The sequence below is a fragment of the uncultured Pluralibacter sp. genome, from assembly GCF_913775985.1.
Classification (GTDB): domain Bacteria; phylum Pseudomonadota; class Gammaproteobacteria; order Enterobacterales; family Enterobacteriaceae; genus Pluralibacter.
In genome coordinates this window covers 222,515-242,388 of sequence record NZ_CAJYMB010000147.1, presented here as the reverse complement: position 1 = coordinate 242,388, position 19,874 = coordinate 222,515, and the positions used below count along the sequence as shown (strand labels likewise).

Below are 19,874 nucleotides of genomic sequence, written 5' to 3'. Positions count from 1 at the left end.
ACATGTTTCCCGGGTGAGAAACGCATTTCCGCCAATTGTTACACTTGCTGGCGCGATTCACCTGTACGTCCCGCCGGGATAGTTTGTTAAGATTGATGGCTCAAACGGCATTACTCCATCTCAATTGCAGGGAATGTGTTATGAAAACGTTAGGTGAATTTATTGTTGAGAAGCAGCACGAGTTCTCGCACGCAACCGGTGAACTCACTGCTTTGCTGTCGGCAATAAAACTGGGCGCCAAGATCATCCACCGCGATATCAACAAGGCCGGACTGGTCGATATCCTGGGTGCCAGCGGTGTCGAGAATGTGCAGGGCGAAACCCAGCAGAAGCTGGATCTGTTCGCTAACGAAAAGCTGAAAGCCGCACTGAAGGCCCGTGATATTGTCGCCGGTATCGCCTCAGAGGAAGAAGATGACATCGTTATTTTCGACGGCTGCGAGCATGCGAAATACGTGGTGCTGATGGATCCGCTGGATGGCTCCTCCAACATCGACGTTAACGTCTCCGTCGGGACTATCTTCTCCATCTACAGCCGCGTAACGCCGGTGGGCACGCCCGTCACCGAAGAAGATTTCCTGCAGCCGGGCAACAAGCAGGTTGCCGCAGGCTACGTGGTGTACGGCTCCTCCACCATGCTGGTGTACACCACCGGCTGCGGCGTTCACGCCTTTACCTACGATCCGTCTCTGGGCGTGTTCTGCCTGAGCCAGGAGAAGATGGAGTTCCCCGAAAAGGGCAATACCTACTCCATTAACGAAGGTAACTACATCAAATTCCCCAACGGCGTGAAAAAATACCTGAAATTCTGCCAGGAAGAAGACAAGTCGACCCAGCGCCCGTACACGTCGCGCTACATCGGCTCACTGGTTGCCGACTTCCACCGCAACCTGCTCAAGGGCGGCATCTACCTCTACCCGAGCACCGCCAGCCATCCGCAAGGCAAGCTGCGCCTGCTGTACGAGTGCAACCCGATGGCGTTCCTCGCCGAGCAGGCGGGCGGTAAGGCCAGCGACGGCAAAATGCGCATTCTCGATATCGAACCGACCGCCCTGCACGAGCGCCGCCCGTTCTTTGTCGGCAACAACCACATGGTGGATGACGTTGAGCGCTTTATGCGCGAGTTCCCGGATGCCTGATGCCCGCGTCTGAAAAGACGGTGCAGTAACCACGGCTGCCGCAGCGGTTTTACACGCTGCGGCTTTTTTATTTCAGGCGGCGCCTTCCAGCGCCGCGCCGGGCTCGGGACACTCCCGCTGCCGGCTGAGGAACAGCGCGCCAAAAATCAGCAGGAAAAAGATGATGACCGAAATGGTGTAAAACACGGTTTGATATCCCGCCGCGTCAAACAGCATGCCCACCGGCAGCGACAGCACCACAATCCCCACCGAGCTGGCAATCTGAAAGCCCACCAGATAAATCGTCGACGACAGCCGGCGATCGAAGTTGGTTATCGCGTACTTAAACACCGAAATCACGCCCAGCGGAACTTCAATGGCGTGCAGCAGCTTCACCAGCGAGATAATCCACGGATCGCTGAAGATTGCGCAGGAGAGAATGCGCAGCATCATGATCATCACGCTGAGCAGCAGGCCGTTCCTCGGGCCGATGCGGTTGATAAAAAAGGGCATCATCGCCATGCTCAGCGCTTCCAGCACCACCTGAAAGGCATTGAGATAGCCGTAGATGCGTGCGCCCGTCTCGGGAGAGTCAAAAAGCCCGGCATAGAACACCGGAAACAGCTGCTGATCGTAAATGGTGTAGAAGGACCAGGTGCCGACAATAAACAGCACCAGCACCCAAAACCTGACGTCTTTAAAGACGCCGATAAAATCGGCCCTGCTCACTTTATTGCCGCTGAACTGCTGCGTGGTTCCCGCATCAACCCGAAACCGGATATTGATTAGAATAAAAAGCGCGCCGCACAGCGAGACCAGCCAGAAGTTAATGTGCGGATTAATGCTGAAGAACACTCCGGCGCACAGCGCCCCCACGGCATAGCCGAGGGAGCCCCAGGCGCGGGAGGTGCCGTATTCAAAATCGTAGGCGCGGGACATCTTCTCCATAAAGCTGTCCAGCAGCCCGTTGCCCGCCAGATAGCCCAGCCCGAAGAACACGGAACCCAGCACCAGCCCCAGCGAGAAGTGGCTTTGCAGCAGCGGTTCGTAGAGGTAAATAATGAACGGGCCGGTCAGCACCAGAATGGCGCACATCCCCCAAATCAACTGCTTGTTGAGCCCGAGCCGGTCCTGCACCACGCCGTAGACCACCATAAACAGCATGCTGGTGAACTGGTTCACTGAATAGAGCGTTCCCAGCTCGGCGCCGGTGAGCCCCAGATCCCGCTTCAGCCAGATGGCGTACAGCGACCACCACAGCGACCACGAAATAAAAAACAGAAACGAGTAGCCGGACGCGAACCGGTAGTAGGGGTTTCGAAATGGAATTGTCATCGTCATACGTCATCCTCGACGCTGAGTGATTATCTAAGCGGGCCTGGCCGGCCCGCCGGTCTGACTAACAGAAACGCGCCAGCGCCTCCCTGCGGGGCAGCGCGGTCATCGCCCCCCGGGCGGTTACCGCCAGCGCGCCGCAGGCCTGGGCTTGCGCAACCAGCGGCGCCAGCGCCGCGTCGCTGTCCGGAAAGCCCCGCTCCGCGAGGCCGGCCAGCAGACCGGCAACGAACGCATCTCCGGCGCCGGTAGTATCCACGCTCTCCACCTCGTCGGCACAGTAGCGGCGCACCGCGCCGCGCCAGCAGACGCGAACGCCCTCTTTACCTTCGGTCACCAGCAGCAGCGTCGTGCCGTACGCCGCCGCCAGCCCCTGAATTGCCGCCTCATCCTGCTCGCCGCCAGTCAGAAACAGCAGCTCCTCCACCGAGAGCTTCACCACATCCGCCAGGGTCAGTGCCCTGTGCAGGCACGCCTTAAGCAGCGCCGGGTCCTGCCAGAGATCTTCACGAATATTCGGATCGACGCTGACAAAGCCGCCCGCCCGCTTTACGGCGTTCATCGCCGCAAATGCCGCCGATCGGGACGGCTCCGCCGAAAGCGCAATGGAGCACAGGTGCAGCCACTCGCCGGGCCCGAATGCGGGCAAATCAGCAGCCTGTAAAAACAGATCGGCGCCCGGCCTGACCATAAAGGTGAAGGTGCGCTCGCCCGCGTCATTCAGCGCCACCAGCACCGTCGACGTGCGGCGGAAGCCGTCCAGCGTCATGTAGCGCACGTCTACCCGCTCGCGCGCCAGCGTGCGCATCATCATCTGGCCAAACGGATCGTCGCCGACCCGGCCAATAAAGGCGCTGTTTCCGCCCAGCCGGGCGACGCCCACGGCGACGTTAGCCGGCGCGCCGCCGGGACACGGCATCAGCAGCTCCCCGCCGGACTCCGCCGGGATAAGATCCACCACTGCATCGCCCAGTACCCACACTTTGGCTGTCATTGTGTTCCCTCTCCGTAATCTGATTGCTCATTGATAAGACCTTCCCTGCGCTAAAAAAAGTCGATTTCAGGCGGTGTGCTGCGTGGATCACAAAACAGCAATGTTAACGTTAACAATTGTGATTAACATCGCAAAAAAACGCTAAAACCAGTTCCTTTATCTTAAAGTTAACGTTAACAATCGAACTTGAAAAATGAGATAACCGGCGATGGAAGGAAGTAAAAATGAAGCAGCGTTTACAGCTTGCACAGGCGGGCCTGGAGAAAATGCGCGCGGGGCGCGGCAGCCGCTATTATCCGCACTATCACCTGGCGCCGCCCGCCGGCTGGATGAACGATCCTAACGGGCTTATCTGGTTCAACGGGCTGTATCACGCATTTTACCAGCATCATCCCATGAGCGAACACTGGGGGCCGATGCACTGGGGGCACGCCACCAGCAAAGATATGGTGCACTGGCAGCACCAGCCCATCGCGCTGGCTCCCGGCGATGTTGAAGATCCTGACGGCTGCTTCTCCGGCAGCGCGGTGGACGATGACGGCGTGCTATCGCTGATCTACACCGGCCACGCCTGGCTGGACGGCGTGGGCAACGACGCGGCCATCCGCCAGGTGCAGTGCCTCGCCACCAGCCGCGACGGCGTACATTTCGAAAAACAGGGTGAAGTACTGGCCCCCCCCGACGGCATCATGCACTTTCGCGATCCGAAAGTCTGGCGCCAGGACGGGACCTGGTGGATGGTGGTTGGCGCCCGGGACGACCGCGACTGCGGGCAGGTTTTACTCTATCGCGGCGAGACGCTGCGCGACTGGACGTTTGAGCGGGTGCTCGCCGGGGCGAACGACGGGGAGAGCTACATGTGGGAGTGCCCCGATTTCTTCCCGCTGGGCGAGCAGCACTATCTGATGTTCTCGCCTCAGGGAATGCGCCCCTGCGGCTATGCGTTCCGCAATCTGTTTCAGAGCGGGACGATTGCCGGGCGCTGGCAGCCCGGCGGCGCGTTTATCCCCGCCGGCCCGTTTCGCGAACTGGATCACGGCCACGATTTCTATGCCCCCCAGAGCTTCAGCGCCGCCGACGGCCGGCGGATTATCATCGGCTGGATGGACATGTGGGAGTCTTCGATGCCGTCGAAAGCCGAGGGCTGGGCAGGCTGCATGACGCTGCCGCGCGAGATAACCGAGGAGAACGGCGCGCTGCGCCAGCGGCCGGTGGACGAGCTTCTTGCCTTGCGCCAGTCGTCGGCCCCGCTGCCGTCCGGCACGCTCTCGGGTGAGCAGCAGGTCGCGACGCACATAACCCGCAGCGAGCTGCTGCTGACGTGGGATACCCAGGCCAGCCGGGCCGAGCACTACGGCCTGCGGCTCGGCGACGGGCTGCGTCTGTACGTGGATAATCAGGCGCGCCGGCTGGTGCTCTGGCGGTGCTATCCGCAGGCCGGGCTGGACGGCTACCGCAGCATACCGCTGCCGCCGGGCGTGCTGCTGAGCCTGCGCATTTTCGTCGACCGGTCCTCCGTGGAGGTGTTCGTCAATGAGGGAGAGGCGGTATTGAGTAGCCGAATTTATCCTGCCGACGATAACCGCAGCCTGCACCTGTACGCCGCGCAGGATGAAGCGATGCTGTGCCGGGGGGAATTATGGACGCTGGCAGCGATTCAGGCTGACTGACGCACCAGCAGCGGGCAGTGAATACGGTGCTGCCCGCGCTTCTCGCGTCCTTCAATAATATGCAGCGCCGCCTCGCGCCCGATAACATCGTGCGGCAGCTGCACGGTGGTCAGCGGCGGCAAAAACAGATCGCCGACGCCGACCATATTGTCAAAGCCGAGCACCGCCACATCTTCAGGCACGCGCAGGCCACGGGCGAAAAGAACCTGATAGGCGACAAACGCCGCGCGATCGTTGCCGCACACCAGCACGTCAAAATCGGGCCTGCCGTTTGCCAGCCGCGGGGCAAGCAGCGCCGCGAGATCGACATAGTGCTCGTCTCCGGGCAGCATATGGTACTGCTGCACGTCGTCGAGGCTATTTCCCGCCTCGCGCCAGGCCTGCTCAAAGCCCTGCCGGCGCAGGCGCGCTGCGATAGCCCCCTCCGGCAGCCAAAAGCAGAGCGGCTTTTTATAGCCTCTGGCAATCAGGTGCTGCGTGGCCCGGTACTGGGCGTCAAAATCATCGGGGATATAGGCGGGCCGGGCGGGATCGTCGCTGGTGCAGTTGGCCAGCACGCAGTTTTCTTCCGCCAGTTCGGCAGGCAGCACCACCTGGCGCAGCCCCATGGTGGTGTAAATAATGCCGTCCGGGCGGTGGGCCAGCAGCTGGCGGGTGGCCCGCCGGGCGTCATCTTCCGAGAAAATATTAATAAGAAAGCTGTTCCAGCCAAACTCGCTGGCGGTGTGCTCAATGGCCAGCAGCATATCGACCGAGAACGGCGTGGTGGCCGTATCCTGCGCCAGTACCGCCAGGGTCGACGGGCGGGAACCCTGGGTGCGCATTTTACGCGCCGACAAGTCCGGCACGTAGTGGAGGGTTTCAATCGCCTGCATCACCCTGTCGCGAGTGGCAGAAGAGACGGCTCCCGTCTGGTTAATGACGCGGGAGACGGTCATCATCGACACCCCCGCCATCTGCGCAACATCTTTTAAAGACGCCATACCTTCCCCACTCCGTTCAGACAGCGGGCACTGTAGCAAAAGTTGCCCGGCCTGTCTTGAGCGGCCCGCGTGCGGTATCAGGAGTGAGAGGCCACCCGCGTCACCGGGGCATTTTGTCGGCGCTCCCACAGCAGCGTTAATCCGCGCTGCAGCGCAATGAAGATAAACAGCAAAATACCAATCGCGATTTTGGTCCACCACGAACTCAGGGTGCCGTCAAAATTGATGTAAGTCTGAATCAGCCCCTGAATGCCGACCCCGAACAGCGTGCCCAGTACCGTGCCTACGCCGCCGCTGAGCAGCGTACCGCCAATAACAACGGATGCGATAGCGTCCAGCTCCACGCCAACCCCCGCCAACGCGTAGCCTGCCTGGGTATAGATGGAGAACACGATCCCCGCCAGCGTCGCCAGCCCCGTAGAGAGCATATAAATACGCACGGTGGTGCTGCGGGTAGAAATCCCCATCAGCCCCGCCGACGCCGCGCTTCCACCGATTGCATATACCTGATTGCCAAAGCGCGTGCGGTGCGCCAGCAGCATACCCAACACCACCACCAGCAGCATCAGCAGTCCCATCGCGCTAAGCCGCCCTCCTCCGGGAATTGACCAGCCCATGTCCGACAGCTGCTCGTAGATGGGATGATCGATGGGGATCGATGCCTCAGAGATGAGATAGCTGACGCCGCGCAGGAAAAACATTCCGGCCAGAGTAATGATAAACGCGGGGATCTTCAGCGCATCAATGAGCAGCCCCATGAACGCGCCGAAGGCGCAGCCCATCACCAGCACCAGCGGAAATGCCAGCAGCGGCGACAATCCCCAGTCGCCGATGGCCTTCGCCAGAAAGACCCCGGTAAACGCCACCGCCGAGCCGACGGAAAGATCGATCCCGCCGGAGAGGATCGCAAAGGTCATTCCTACCGCGATAATTCCGAGAAAGGCATTATCGGTAAGGATGTTGCAAATCACCCGCGTGGAGGCGAACCCCGGAAACTGGGTCAGGCAGTACAGATAGCCGAGCACGAAGACCCCGAGAGTGATCATTAGCGGCAGATTACGTTTTAGCATGGCGGCGGCCTCGTTTTAGCAGGGCGATAAAGCGCGGGGACTGCACGACCAGCACGCAGAGTACGACAACCGCTTTCACCACCTGATTAAGTTCCGGCTGAAAGCCAGAGAGCAGTATGCCGGTATTCATCCCCTGGATAATGAGCGCGCCCACCACCGAGAGCAGCATGTTAAAGCGCCCGCCCATCAGCGATCCGCCGCCAATGACGACGGCCAGAATGGCATCCAGCTCCAGCCACAATCCGGCGTTATTAGCGTCCGCGCCGCGAATGTCCGCTGCGACCACGATCCCGGCTATCGCGGCGCAGATGCCGCTCAAGATGTAAGTCAGCATCACCACAACCCGGGTATTTACCCCGGCATTTTTAGCCGCGCGAAGATTGATCCCCGCCGCTTCAATAAACATCCCCAGCGCCGTTTTGCGAATAACCAGCCAGAAAACGACCAGCGTCAGCAGGGCAATCATCACCGGCGCCGGAAACAGCAGCAGTCGGCCGCTGCCGAGCCACGCCAGCGCCGGCGAGTCAAATGTCACGATCTGCCCGGCGGTGATAAGCTGCGCCACGCCGCGCCCGGCAACCATTAAAATCAGGGTGGCGACAAAGGGCTGAATTTTCAGCACCGCCACCAAAATGCCATTCCACAAGCCCGCCAGCGCCCCGGTTGCCAGTGCCGCCAGCAGCACCACGGGCAGCGCGTGACCTGCCACCACCATTGATGCCGCCGTTGCGCCGGAGATGGCCATCACCGCACCAACCGAAAGATCGATTCCACCGGTGGCGATCACCAGCGTCATACCGATGGCCAGCAGCGCGACCGGCGCCGCACGATTGAGAATATCGATTGGGCTTCCGAACAGCCGCCCATCCTGCAGCACCACCTGGAAGAAGTGCGGCGAGACAAGGCTGTCAATGAGCAGCACCAGCAGCAGGGCCGCTATTTGCGGTGTGCCAGTAGGCCAGCACAGCCGCCGCTTTGGCGACGCGGGAGAAACAGAACCTGACATCACGGGAAGCTCCTTATGCCGCGATCGCATTGACGATCGCCGTTACCGACAGTGCCTCAACGGAGATCTCCGCCACCTGTCGGCGATCGCGCAGAATAATGACCCGATCCGCATAGCCCACCAGTTCCTCAAGTTCGGAGGAGATAACCAGCAGCGCCAGCCCGTCGGCGCAGAGCGTCTCAATCAGGCGAATGATCTCCGCGTGTGCCCCGACGTCAATACCGCGGGTAGGCTCATCAAGGATCAGGAACTGCGGTCGGGTGAGCAGCCAGCGGGAAAGCAGCACCTTCTGCTGATTGCCGCCGGAGAGAAACTCGATGGGCTGCTCGGCGCTGGGGGTACGGATCCCCAGCTGGCGAATGAAGCGGCTGGCGATGTCATTCTGCTCCCGCCGCGATAGTGGCCGCAGCCAGCCTCGCTGGGCCTGAAGGGCGAGGATAATATTTTCCCGCACCGACGCCGCACCGATAATGCCGTCGGTTTTGCGATCTTCCGGGCAAAAGCCGATCCCGAGGCGCGAGGCCTGACGCGGAGATCGCAGGCGCTGGGGTTTGCCCTTAATTTCAGCGCTGCCGCTGTCTGCCGGTTTGATACCAAAGATAGTCTCGGCCATTTCCGTGCGTCCCGAACCCAACAGCCCCGCCAGTCCGACAATCTCTCCGGGCCGGACCTGCAGATCGAACGGGGCTATCACCCCTTTTTTGCCGTAGCCGCTGAATGCTGCCACCGGCTTATCGCTGAGCAGCGTGCGTCCGGCCCGGTGGAGCGCCTCGCTATCCAGCGCGCGGCCAAGCATCATTTTCACCAGCTCAACCTGCGGCAGCGAAGCCGCCTCCCGGCAGCCGACGAAGCCGCCGTTGCGCAATACGGTAATGCGATCGCAAACCTGATAAACCTGATCGAGAAAATGGGTGACGAAAATCAGGCTGACGCCGCGATCGCGCAGCTGGCGCATCAGGGTAAACAGCATCTCCACCTCCTGCGCGTCGAGGCTGGCGGTGGGTTCATCGAGGATCAGCACCTTCGCGGAGAGATCGATTGCGCGGCAGATGGCGACAATCTGCTGCATCGCTACCGAAAAGCGGTTCAGCGGCTGGGTAACGTCGAGGGAAAAACCGTAGGACGCCATCAGCCCCGTGGCCCGCTCGGTCATCTCCCCACGGCGGATCAGCCCAAAACGCCGGGGTTCGCGGCCAATAAACAGATTATCCGCCACCGACATGTTCGGCAGCAGATTGACCTCCTGATAAACCGTGCCGATGCCGAGCTGCTGGGCGTGGGCGGTGCTTTTTGGCGCGATGGTCTCGCCTTCCAGCCAGACCGTACCCCGGTCGGCCTGATAAACACCGGTCAGCGTCTTAATGAGGGTCGATTTCCCGGCGCCGTTCTCTCCCAGAAGCGCCATGATTTCGCCGCGCCGCAGGCTGAAATCGACATTATCCAGCGCCTTAACGCCGGGGAAACTCTTACTTAAGCCTTCCGTGCGCAGTAACTCCGGCTGTGCGGATATTGTGCTCATGATTCAGCTCCAGAAATGCGCGATCCTGAGAAAGTTACTCAGCGCGCCCTCTCCCGGCGGAAGAGGGCCGCCTGCGGGGATGTGAGGTTAGTAGCCCATGCCCTTTTTCTTATCCAGCTGCGCCTGGGCGTCGGCTGGCAGATACAGCCGGGACTCGGTGAGGGTTAACTTCGGCGGTACGGTGCCGTCTTTTTTGAATTTTTCCAGCGCATCAAAGGCCGGTCCGGCCATATCCGGCGTCAGCTCGACGTTAGCGTTGGCCTCTCCGGCCTGCATCGCTTTATAAATATCCGGCACGCCGTCGATGGAGCCGGTCAGGATGTCTTTCCCCGGCTTCAGGCCCGCCTCTTTAATTGCCTGGATAGCGCCAATGGCCATATCGTCGTTATGGGCATAGACCATACAAATATTTTTGCCGCCGTTCTCAGCCTTGATAAAGCTCTCCATCACCTCTTTACCCTTGCTGCGGGTAAAGTCGCCGGACTGGGAGCGAATAACCTTGATGTTAGGCGCACCGGCGATAGCCTCTGTGAAACCTTTCTTACGGTCGATGGCAACGCTGGCACCCACCGTCCCCTGTAGTTCCACGACGTTGCAGGGTTTGCCGTTTTCGGTTTTAACCAGCCAGTCGCCGATAAGCTTGCCTTCCAGAACGTTGTCGGCGGTCACGGTGGTCATGTACAGCGATTTATCTTTCACATCAATAGAGCGGTCGAGCAGCAGTACCGGAATATCAGCCCGCTTCGCCTCTTTGAGAACGGGCTCCCAGCCGGTGGCGACAACCGGCGCAATAAATATTGCGTCCACGCCCTGAGCGATAAACGAGCGCACGGCCTTAATTTGGTTCTCCTGCTTTTGCTGGCCGTCGGCAATTTTTAGCGTAATCCCCCGCTTTTGAGCCTCGCTTTTTGCCACGCTGGTTTCCGCGGCACGCCAGCCGGATTCCGAACCTACCTGAGAAAAACCGACCGTTAGCGGCGCGGCCAGCGCCGCAGACGACAGGGCGGCAGAGACTGCAGAGACAAGAAGTAAGCGCTTCCACATATGATGTATCCTCGCAGGGTTATTGTTATAAAAAGCGTCAACTATCGAAAACTATAGACAACGTTAATCGCAACAAACTGCGCAATATCACACTTCAGTAAAGAGCGAACCAAATTTGTAAACGCTTTCATATGGGTATTCAGCGCACGGCTGTGTTTATGGATTTTTCATCCTTCAACAGGTCTTATTTTTAGCGAGAGTAAGGGCTGCGGGTAAAAGAATTCACGACATTCAGACTCAGTTGGCTATAATGTCCGGCACTTGATTGACCTCCATTTTAAGGAATCAGACATGAGCTTACTGAACGTTCCGGCGGGCAAAGAACTGCCTGAAGACATCTACGTCGTTATCGAAATTCCGGCCAATGCCGATCCGATCAAATATGAAGTGGACAAAGACAGCGGCGCGCTGTTCGTTGACCGTTTCATGTCTACCGCGATGTTCTACCCGTGCAACTACGGCTACATCAACCACACCCTGTCCCTGGATGGCGACCCGGTTGACGTGCTGGTCCCGACTCCGTATCCGCTGGAGCCGGGCTCTGTGATCCGCTGCCGTCCGGTTGGCGTACTGAAAATGACCGACGAATCCGGTGAAGACGCCAAGCTGGTTGCGGTTCCGCACACCAAGCTGAGCAAAGAGTACGATCACATCAAAGATGTGAACGACCTGCCGGAACTGCTGAAAGCGCAGATCACCCACTTCTTTGAGCACTACAAAGATCTGGAAAAAGGCAAGTGGGTTAAAGTTGACGGCTGGGAAAACGCGGAAGCGGCCAAAGCTGAAATCATCGCCTCCTACGAGCGCGCGCAGAAGAAATAATTTTTTTTCAGCGTGAAGAGCGGCTCCCGATTCGGGGGCCGTTTTTTTTTGGCAAAAAAACGCCCCGCGAGGCGGGGCGTCAGGCGCGAGCGCGGGATCAGCTGTCGCGCTGGATCTTCTTGATGATGTTGGTGGTGGAGCAGCCATCTTCGAAGTTCAGCACCATTACCTCACCGCCGTTGGCCCACACCTCTTCACTGCCGGCAATCTGTTCGGGGCGATAGTCGCCGCCCTTGACCAGCAGATCGGGCAGGATGCCGGCAATCAGCCGCTGCGGCGTATCTTCTTCAAAAGAGACCACCCAGTCCACCGACTCCAGCGCGCCCAGTACGATCATCCGCTGATCCAGCGGGTTCACGGGCCGGGTTTCGCCTTTCAGGCGGCGGGTTGAGGCGTCGCTGTTCACCGCCACAATCAGGCGATCCCCGAGGCGTCGCGCGTTGGCCAGATAGGAGACGTGGCCGGCGTGCAGAATGTCGAACACGCCGTTGGTCATTACCACTTTCTCGCCGCGTTTGCGGGCGGCGGCAACCGCCTGCTGGAGTTCGCTTTCGCTCATCACGCCGAAGCCGGTATCGGCGCGGCCGCGCACCGCATTTTCCAGCTCAATCGGCGAGACGGTGGAGGTGCCGAGCTTGCCTACCACCACGCCCGCGGCGGCGTTAGCAAAGAAGCAAGCCTCTTCCAGCGAGTTGCCCGCGGCAAGGGTCGCTGCCAGCACGCCGATCACCGTATCGCCCGCGCCGGTGACGTCGTACACCTCCTGCGCCAGCGTCGGCATGTGCAGCGGCGGCTTGCCCGGCTGCAGCAGGGTCATCCCCTGCTCCGAGCGGGTCACCAGCAGCGCGGAGAGATCGTAGTCGGCGATAATGTTCATGCCGCGCGCCACCAGCTCCACTTCATCTTTGCATTTACCGGCCACCGCTTCGAATTCCGAGAGATTCGGGGTCAGCAGCGTCGCACCGCGGTAGCGCTCGAAGTTGGTGCCTTTCGGATCGATCAGCACCGGCACATTCGCCGCGCGGGCCAGCTGGATCATCGCCTGCACGCTTTCCAGCGCCCCTTTCGCGTAGTCAGAGAGCACCAGCGCGCCGATGTCGCCCAGCGCCTGCTGAATACGATCGTGAAGCGGCTGCGGATCGACGCCGGCAAAACCCTCTTCAAAATCGAGGCGGATCAGCTGCTGGTTGCGGGAGAGCACCCGCAGCTTGGTGATCGTCGGATGCGTCGGCACCGCCACGAAGTCGCACTGCACGTTGACCCCGGCCAGCGCGTTGTTAAGCGCCCGGGCCGCGTCGTCAACGCCGGTGAGGCCCACCAGCCGCGAACCGGCACCGAGCGCGGCGATGTTCATCGCCACGTTGGCCGCGCCGCCGGGACGCTCTTCAATGGTATCCACTTTGACCACCGGCACCGGGGCTTCCGGAGAGATACGGCTGGTCGGCCCATACCAGTAGCGGTCCAGCATCACGTCGCCGACCACCAGCACGCCCGCGCGTTCAAACTCCGGCAGCGTTACTTTCATTTCAGACTCCTGCAATATTCTTCATCGTGCGATTTGCGCGGGATGATAGCACAACTCACCGCGCCGCCAGCCACTTGTGCCAGCAGGCGCTAACCAGCTCACGTTCGGCGGCAAAAGCCTCCGGCGCCACGTGGCCGGGCGCCTCCTGCAGCGCCAGGTGGTGCAGCGCGTCGCGCAGCGTGGTGTAGGCGCGGCTCAGGGCCAGCGCCTGAGCATCGTCCATAATGTCGTTTTGCGCCAGCAGTTCCAGAATGCGCACGTTATCGGACCAGCGGGTCAGCTTCGGCTTATGGTGGGCGTAGCGCAGCACCAGGTACTGGGCAATAAACTCGATATCGGTGATGCCGCCCTCGTCCGCCTTGATATCAAAGCGCTCCCGATGCTTGCCGCCGAGGTGGGCGCGCATCTTCTCGCGCATCTCGCGCACGTCGGTTTGCAGTTTTTCAGCGTCGCGCGCGGTGGTCAGGATGTCCTTACGAATAGCATCGAACTGCGCGTGCAGCCGCGCGTCGCCGTAAACCACCCGGGCGCGCACCAGCGCCTGGTGCTCCCAGGTCCAGGCTTCGCTGCGCTGGTAGTCGGCGAACGCCTCGGCGGTGGTCACCAACATGCCGGCGGCACCGGACGGGCGCAGGCGCGCGTCCACTTCGTACAGGATGCCGGAGGAGGTGCGGGTGCTGAACAGGTGAATGATGCGCTGGACCAGCCGGATGTAGAACTGGCGGCCGTCGATTTCCCGCGGGCCGTCGGTCATCACGTCAGGGGGGCAGTCGTGCAGGAACACCAGATCCAGGTCGGAACTGTAGCCCAGCTCCCAGCCGCCGAGCTTGCCGTAGCCTATGACCGCGAAGCCCCGGCCTTCGCGCCCGGCCAGGTGGCGCGGCTGGCCGAAGCGGGCCACGGTGTGGGTCCACGCCTGCTGGACGACCGCGTCGATCATCGCTTCCGCCAGCCAGGTTAAGTGATCGCTCACTTTCATTACCGGTAGCGTGCCGGCGATGTCTGCCGCCGCCACGCGCAGCAGCTGCGCCTGCTTAAACTGGCGCAGGGCCTCCAGCTGCTGCTCCTCATCGTCTTCCGGCACGCGCAGCAGATACTGGCGCAGCTCGTCGCGGTAGGCGTCGGTGGCGGTCGGCTGATAGAGCGTGTTGGGATCGAGCAGCTCGTCCAGCAGCAGTGGATAGCGCGCCAGTTGGCTGGCAATCATCGGCGAAGCGGCGCACAGGCGGATCAGATGCTTGAGCGCGCCGGGAAACTCGCTCAGCAGCTCAAGATAGGTGGTGCGGGTGGCGATGCCGGTCAGCAGCGGCATAATGCGCGTCAGGGTCAGGGGCGCGTCGTTCCGGGGGCAGATTTCGCTCAGCAGGTGCGGCATCAGCGCGTCCAGCACCTGTCTGCCGCGCGGGCCGATGGGGCGCCGGTCCAGCTCTTTGCGGAAGTCGGCAATCTCCGCCACCACCCGCAGCCGCTCGACGTCGCTAAGGTGGGCGAGCACCGGCGTGGTGTCCTCCTCGTGCAGCGCGTCCTGCCACAACTCGCGCCACTGCTCCGACAGCTGCTCGTCCGGACTATCTTCTTCATCATCACCAATCAGAGCGTTGAAGATGCGGCGCACGGCAGCCATTTTTTCGCCCAGCCGCGCGTACAGCGCTTCCCAGTCGCCGTAGCCCATGCCCCACGCCAGCCGGGCGCGGCTGAGCGCGTCCTCCGGCAGGGTCTGGGTCTGCTCATCATTAATGCTCTGCAGCAGGTTTTCCAGGCGACGCAGGAACAGATAGGCGTCGCGCAGTATCCCGGCGTCCCCTTCCGGCAGCAGGTGCAGCGCGTCAATGGCATCCAGCGTCGGCAGCAGCGAGCGGCTCTGCAGTGCGGGCTCCCGCCCGCCGCGGATCAGCTGAAAGACCTGAACGATAAACTCAATTTCGCGAATACCGCCCGCCCCGAGCTTGATGTTGTCTCTCAGGCCGCGGCGGCGCACTTCCCGGGCGATCATCCCTTTCATGTTGCGCAGGGACTGGATCACGCTGAAGTCGATATAGCGGCGGAAGATAAACGGCCGCAGCATGGCGCGCAGCTCGTCGGCGTAGGCGCCGCCGCTGTCGCCCATCACCTTCGCTTTAACCATCGCATAGCGCTCCCAGTCGCGGCCCTGCTCCTGGTAGTAATCTTCCAGCGCGGAGAAGCTCAGCACCAGCGGGCCGCTTTCGCCAAACGGGCGCAGGCGCATATCCACCCGATAGACGAAGCCGTCCATGGTCGCCTGATCCAGCACTTTGATCAGCCGCTGTCCGAGCCGGGTGAAGAACTGGGCGTTATCCAGCTCCCGCCGCCCGCCCTGAGTGGCGCCGTGCTCCGGCCAGGCAAAAATCAGGTCGATATCCGAAGAGAAATTCAGCTCGCCGCCGCCGAGCTTGCCCATGCCGAGGATCAGCAGCGGCTGCGCCTCGCCCCGGGCGCTGGTCGGCGTGCCCCACTCCCGGCAGCAGGCGTAGTACAGCCAGTCGCGGGCGGCAACAATCAGCGTTTCGGCCAGCTCGCTCAGCTGCCGGAGGCTCTGTTCGGTGGTGACCTGCGATAGCGCCTGGGCCCAGGCAATGCGCACCATCACCCGGCGGCGAAACAGCCGCAGGGCGTGCATCAGGCTATTTTCATCGCCGACCTCCGCCAGCGTCTCGCTGAGCCACTGCGGGTAGTGCCGCCACTCGTCGGCCTGTACCGGCACCTGCTCCAGCTCCGCCAGCCACTGCGGATGGGCGATGAGGCCGCGGGTGATGAAATCGCTGAAGGCCATCGCCGCCCGCGCCTGCGCGCTGAGCCCGGCGGCGGGAAAATCGTCCGGGAGGCGGTCGGCAACCGTCTGCCAGTGCTGCTGTAGCGGGAGGGAGAGCGCGGTCATGGTATTCCTCTGTTATCGTCCGGTGACAAGAAATGCGGTGAGCATCAGCCTGGCGCGGGCCACCTGCGGATTGAAGGCGGCTTCGTCGGCGCTGGCGGCGGCATCAATAACCGCGCCAACCTGCGCCATCTGCTCGGCGGCCATTTCGTGCTTGTCGGCCAGCGCCTCGCGAATGGCGTTTACCGCTTTCACCACCTCCGCTTTGGCTTTTTTATTGCCGCGCAGCCACAGCTCTTCGTGGTACTGCCAGTGGGCCAGCGCCGCTTCCAGCCCGGCCTCGCCCGATACCAGCGGCGCGCTGTTAATCTCCCGGGGCGGATTGCCCTTCGCCAGATGATAGCCGCGGGCGGCTTTGCTCAGGCTGCCCTGGCGCAGCACGCCGGTGGCGATAAGCTCGCCCGCCAGCGCCAGCACGTCTTCGACCCGGCCCTCCAGCAGCTCCAGCTCCAGTTCGCCGATGGGCTCGCGGTGCTCGCCGGCGCGGACTTCACCGAGATCCAGCGCAATCTCAATCCGGCTCTCGCCCTCATCCACCAGCCACTTTTCGCGGTCAAAATCGGTGCTGAACAGCGGCTTGACGCGCGCGGCGAGATCCTCCGGCAGCGACCCGCCGGGCCAGACGTCGGCGGGCAGCTTCTCCAGCGCCAGCTCGGCGTTATCGAGCGCAATGTTGTACTCCGGGCGCTGGTGCAACCCGCCCACCACCCGCCCGGCGGTTTTCAGCGTCATTTCGTACTCGCCGCCGCGCCCGCGGATGCGCAGGCCCATGTCGTGGCGGCGTAGCCAGCTGTCGTCGGTTTCGTAATAGATGTTGAGGAGCTGCGCGGCGGGAATGTGCCGCACGCCGGGGGTATTGAGCCGCTGGCGGAGAGTCTCCACGCCGCGCGGCGCAATGATAAACTTCAATTCGATTTCCTGTTCCATGACCGCTTTCTTATGGTTGAGTTGCCGGGATTGGGGGGTAACGTCGAACTTACGCGTAATTTCCTTGTCAGTAGAGTGTATTTCTACGCACTTTGCCATGCAATCTCCTCCTGGAGGATTCCGATTGCAGCAGAATGCCTGGCGTCGTCAGACTGATGCCTCTACTATCTCGTGCGACTTTTTCGTTCCACCCCATGACTAAAATGACGACCTGATGCTTAAATTACGCCTGATTGGACTCACTTTACTTGCACTTAGCGCTTCCACCATCGCCCACGCCGATGAAAAACGTTATGTCTCCGACGAATTAAATACCTGGGTCCGCAGCGGCCCGGGCGATAACTACCGCCTGGTCGGCACCGTCAACGCCGGAGAGGCCGTCACCCTCCTGCAAACCAATAACGACACCCAGTATGCGCAGGTGAAAGACAGCAGCGGCCGCACCGTGTGGATCCCGCTGAAGGAGCTGAGCACCAGCCCGAGCCTGAAAACCCGCGTACCGGACCTGGAAAACCAGGTTAAGACCCTGACCGACAAGCTGAACAACATCGACACTACCTGGAACCAGCGCACCGCCGACATGCAGAAAAAGGTGGCGGGCAGCGATAGCGTGATTAACGGCCTGAAAGAAGAGAACCAGAAGCTGAAAAACGAGCTTATCGTGGCCCAGAAGAAGGTGAATGCCGCGAATCTGCAGCTTGATGACAAACAGCGCACTATTATTATGCAGTGGTTCATGTACGGCGGCGGCGTGCTCGGCGCGGGCCTGATCCTCGGCCTGGTGCTGCCGCACCTGGTACCGAGCCGCAAGCGCAAAGACCGCTGGATGAACTGACGCCCGATTAGCTATCGCCGCTGCACTTCCGTATCATCGGTCAATAACCAATGCGAAGAGGAGCCTGGCGGCGTGAAGAGTTACCTGGTTGGCGGGGCAGTGCGCGATGCGCTACTGGGCCTGCCGATAAAAGATAAAGATTGGGTGGTTGTCGGCGCGACGCCGCAGCAAATGCTTGACGCGGGCTACCAGCAGGTAGGCCGCGATTTTCCCGTGTTTCTCCACCCGCAAACCCACCAGGAATACGCCCTCGCCCGCACCGAGCGGAAGTCCGGCTCCGGCTACACCGGCTTTACCTGCTACGCCGCCCCCGATGTCACCCTCGAACAGGATCTGCTGCGCCGGGATCTCACCGTTAACGCACTGGCGCAGGACGACAGCGGGCAGATTATTGACCCTTACGGCGGCGAGCAGGATTTACGCGATCGCCTGCTGCGCCACGTCTCTCCCGCTTTCAGCGAAGATCCGCTGCGGGTGCTGCGGGTTGCCCGCTTTGCCGCCCGCTACGCCCACTTAAGCTTTCGCATTGCCGATGAGACCATGGACTTGATGTGCGGGATGACCGCCGCCGGCGAGCTGGCGCACCTGACGCCAGAGCGGGTGTGGAAAGAGACGGAAAGCGCGCTCGCCACCCGCAACCCGCAGGTCTACTTTCAGACGCTGCGCGACTGCGGCGCGCTGAAGGTATTGTTCCCGGAGCTGGACGCCCTGTTTGGCGTGCCCGCCCCGGCCAAATGGCATCCGGAAATCGACACCGGCGTGCACACGCTGATGACCCTGTCGATGGCCGCCATGCTGACGCCGTCGGTCGACGTGCGTTTCGCCACCCTGTGTCACGATCTCGGCAAAGGCCTGACGCCGCCGGCGCTCTGGCCGCGCCATCACGGCCACGGCCCGGCGGGGGTCAAGCTGGTAGAAGCAATGTGCGCCCGGCTGCGCATTCCTAACGACCTGCGTGATTTAGCCAGGCTGGTCGCCGAGCATCACGACCTGATCCACACCTTCCCGATCCTCAAACCCGCCACCATCGTCAAACTGTTTGATGCTATCGACGCCTGGCGCAGGCCGCAGCGGGTGGAGCAGCTGGCGCTGACCAGCGAGGCCGACGTGCGCGGGCGCACCGGCTTTGAAGCCAAAGCCTATCCGCAGGGAAGACTGCTGCGCGAAGCGTGGGAGGTGGCGCGGAACGTGCCAACTAAGCCGGTGATTGAAGCAGGATTTAAAGGTCCCGAGGTGCGGGAGGAACTGACGCGACGGCGGGTTGCCGCCGTCGCGCAGTGGAAGGATAAACGCTGTCCGCAGGCTACATAAACACCGCGAACACCGCCGCCGCCACGATAAAACGGTAGATGGCGAAAGGAATAAAGGTGATGCGCTTGATGATATGCAGGAAGGTTTTAATCGCAATCAGCGCCACCACAAAGGCGGTAACAAAGCCCACGGCAAACATCGGAATATCGGCGGCGGTCAGGAAGCCCATGCTCTTGTAGAGATCCAGCGCCGTCGCGCCCATCATCATCGGCACCGCCAGCAGGAACGAGAACTCAGCCGCTACGTAGCGGCTGATGCCGAGCAGCATACCGCCGGCGATGGTAGAGCCCGAGCGGGAGAAACCCGGCCACAGCGCCAGACACTGGAAGCAGCCAATCAAAAACGCCTGCAGGTAGGTCATGTCGTCCAGTCCCTGGGTCTTCGGCACTTTCGGCTTGAACAGTTCGGCGGCGATCAGCAGTACGCCGCCGACGATCAGGGCATACATCACGTTTATCGGATTAAACAGCGATTTGATCGTGTCATGCAGCACCAGCCCCAGCACCACGGCGGGCGCCATCGCCAGCAGGACGTGGATCAGCGACAGGCGACCGGCGCCCACGCCTTCGTGCACCGGCGGACGGCCAAAATGAATGCCAATCAGAGAGAATAAGCGGCGCCAGAACATCACGACGACTGCCAGAATTGAACCCAGCTGAATAACCACTTCGAAGGTTTCGGCCGTTTCGCCTTCAAATCCCAGCAGATGGCCAACAATGATCATGTGTCCCGTACTGGATACAGGCAGAAACTCCGTTAATCCTTCAACAATCCCCAGAATTGCCGCAATCAGCAGCGAGTGCATATCACCCATTACATAAC

Annotated in this window: 15 protein-coding genes and 1 pseudogene; 5 read left to right on the top strand and 11 right to left on the bottom strand. The window is 61.3% G+C overall.

The window, feature by feature from the left end; genetic code table 11:
• The first annotated feature begins 140 nt into the window (after window positions 1–140).
• Window positions 141–1,139: a class 1 fructose-bisphosphatase gene (gene fbp / locus QZ766_RS18595; protein WP_297205755.1), complete on the top strand. Its 999-nt coding sequence runs from the start codon at window positions 141–143 to the stop codon at window positions 1,137–1,139.
• Between the two features lie 72 nt (window positions 1,140–1,211).
• Here the strand turns inward: fbp and QZ766_RS18590 are convergent, their stop codons facing one another.
• Both QZ766_RS18590 and QZ766_RS18585 read right to left on the bottom strand, forming a co-directional pair.
• Complete coding sequence (locus QZ766_RS18590; protein ID WP_297205752.1) at window positions 1,212–2,459, bottom strand: oligosaccharide MFS transporter; 1,248 nt, start codon at window positions 2,457–2,459, stop codon at window positions 1,212–1,214.
• 58 nt (window positions 2,460–2,517) lie between these two features.
• Window positions 2,518–3,447, bottom strand: coding sequence for an aminoimidazole riboside kinase (locus QZ766_RS18585; RefSeq protein WP_297205749.1), 930 nt, complete (start codon window positions 3,445–3,447; stop codon window positions 2,518–2,520).
• A gap of 224 nt (window positions 3,448–3,671) precedes the next feature.
• On the opposite strand from QZ766_RS18585, the gene QZ766_RS18580 reads away from it, so the two are divergent.
• Window positions 3,672–5,117, top strand: a complete 1,446-nt coding sequence (locus tag QZ766_RS18580; protein WP_297205747.1) for a glycoside hydrolase family 32 protein — start codon at window positions 3,672–3,674, stop codon at window positions 5,115–5,117.
• Here the strand turns inward: QZ766_RS18580 and QZ766_RS18575 are convergent.
• The 5 genes from QZ766_RS18575 to ytfQ form a co-directional block, all read right to left on the bottom strand.
• Window positions 5,105–6,100 carry a LacI family DNA-binding transcriptional regulator gene (locus tag QZ766_RS18575; RefSeq protein WP_297205744.1) on the bottom strand — a complete coding sequence of 332 codons (996 nt, stop codon included), beginning with the start codon at window positions 6,098–6,100 and terminating at the stop codon, window positions 5,105–5,107. The genes QZ766_RS18580 and QZ766_RS18575 overlap by 13 nt on opposite strands.
• Before the next feature lie 77 nt (window positions 6,101–6,177).
• Entirely contained in the window at window positions 6,178–7,170 is a 993-nt protein-coding gene (yjfF, locus tag QZ766_RS18570; protein WP_297205741.1) for a galactofuranose ABC transporter, permease protein YjfF, read from the bottom strand.
• The gene (ytfT, locus tag QZ766_RS18565) at window positions 7,157–8,179 is read right to left on the bottom strand and encodes a galactofuranose ABC transporter, ATP-binding protein YtfT (RefSeq protein ID WP_297205737.1); all 1,023 of its coding nucleotides are present in this window, start codon (window positions 8,177–8,179) and stop codon (window positions 7,157–7,159) included. The genes yjfF and ytfT overlap by 14 nt, the downstream gene beginning before the upstream one ends.
• A gap of 10 nt (window positions 8,180–8,189) precedes the next feature.
• A complete protein-coding gene (gene ytfR, locus QZ766_RS18560; RefSeq protein WP_297205735.1) occupies window positions 8,190–9,695 on the bottom strand; it encodes a galactofuranose ABC transporter, ATP-binding protein YtfR in 1,506 nt (501 codons plus the stop codon).
• A gap of 87 nt (window positions 9,696–9,782) precedes the next feature.
• A complete protein-coding gene (gene ytfQ, locus QZ766_RS18555) occupies window positions 9,783–10,739 on the bottom strand; it encodes a galactofuranose ABC transporter, galactofuranose-binding protein YtfQ (RefSeq protein WP_297205733.1) in 957 nt (318 codons plus the stop codon).
• Window positions 10,740–11,030: 291 nt separating this feature from the next.
• On the opposite strand from ytfQ, the gene ppa reads away from it, so the two are divergent.
• Window positions 11,031–11,561, top strand: coding sequence for an inorganic diphosphatase (gene ppa / locus QZ766_RS18550; protein ID WP_297205731.1), 531 nt, complete (start codon window positions 11,031–11,033; stop codon window positions 11,559–11,561).
• A 97-nt stretch (window positions 11,562–11,658) separates the two neighbouring features.
• Here ppa and hldE read toward each other — a convergent pair whose 3' ends face one another.
• The 3 genes and pseudogenes from hldE to QZ766_RS18535 form a co-directional block, all read right to left on the bottom strand.
• A complete protein-coding gene (gene hldE, locus QZ766_RS18545) occupies window positions 11,659–13,086 on the bottom strand; it encodes a bifunctional D-glycero-beta-D-manno-heptose-7-phosphate kinase/D-glycero-beta-D-manno-heptose 1-phosphate adenylyltransferase HldE (RefSeq protein ID WP_297205728.1) in 1,428 nt (475 codons plus the stop codon).
• Window positions 13,087–13,141: 55 nt separating this feature from the next.
• Window positions 13,142–15,982, bottom strand: a complete 2,841-nt coding sequence (glnE, locus tag QZ766_RS18540) for a bifunctional [glutamate--ammonia ligase]-adenylyl-L-tyrosine phosphorylase/[glutamate--ammonia-ligase] adenylyltransferase (RefSeq protein WP_297205725.1) — start codon at window positions 15,980–15,982, stop codon at window positions 13,142–13,144.
• 24 nt (window positions 15,983–16,006) lie between these two features.
• Window positions 16,007–16,906 (bottom strand): annotated as a pseudogene (locus tag QZ766_RS18535) (CYTH domain-containing protein); the annotation flags it as partial.
• 214 nt (window positions 16,907–17,120) lie between these two features.
• Here QZ766_RS18535 and QZ766_RS18530 point away from each other — a divergent pair.
• The gene (locus QZ766_RS18530; protein ID WP_297205722.1) at window positions 17,121–17,741 is read left to right on the top strand and encodes a TIGR04211 family SH3 domain-containing protein; all 621 of its coding nucleotides are present in this window, start codon (window positions 17,121–17,123) and stop codon (window positions 17,739–17,741) included.
• 72 nt (window positions 17,742–17,813) lie between these two features.
• Window positions 17,814–19,052, top strand: coding sequence for a multifunctional CCA addition/repair protein (locus QZ766_RS18525; protein WP_297205720.1), 1,239 nt, complete (start codon window positions 17,814–17,816; stop codon window positions 19,050–19,052).
• Here the strand turns inward: QZ766_RS18525 and bacA are convergent.
• Window positions 19,045–19,866: an undecaprenyl-diphosphate phosphatase gene (gene bacA / locus QZ766_RS18520; RefSeq protein ID WP_297205718.1), complete on the bottom strand. Its 822-nt coding sequence runs from the start codon at window positions 19,864–19,866 to the stop codon at window positions 19,045–19,047. The two genes, QZ766_RS18525 and bacA, sit on opposite strands and share 8 nt — an antisense overlap.
• Between the last annotated feature and the right edge of the window lie 8 nt (window positions 19,867–19,874).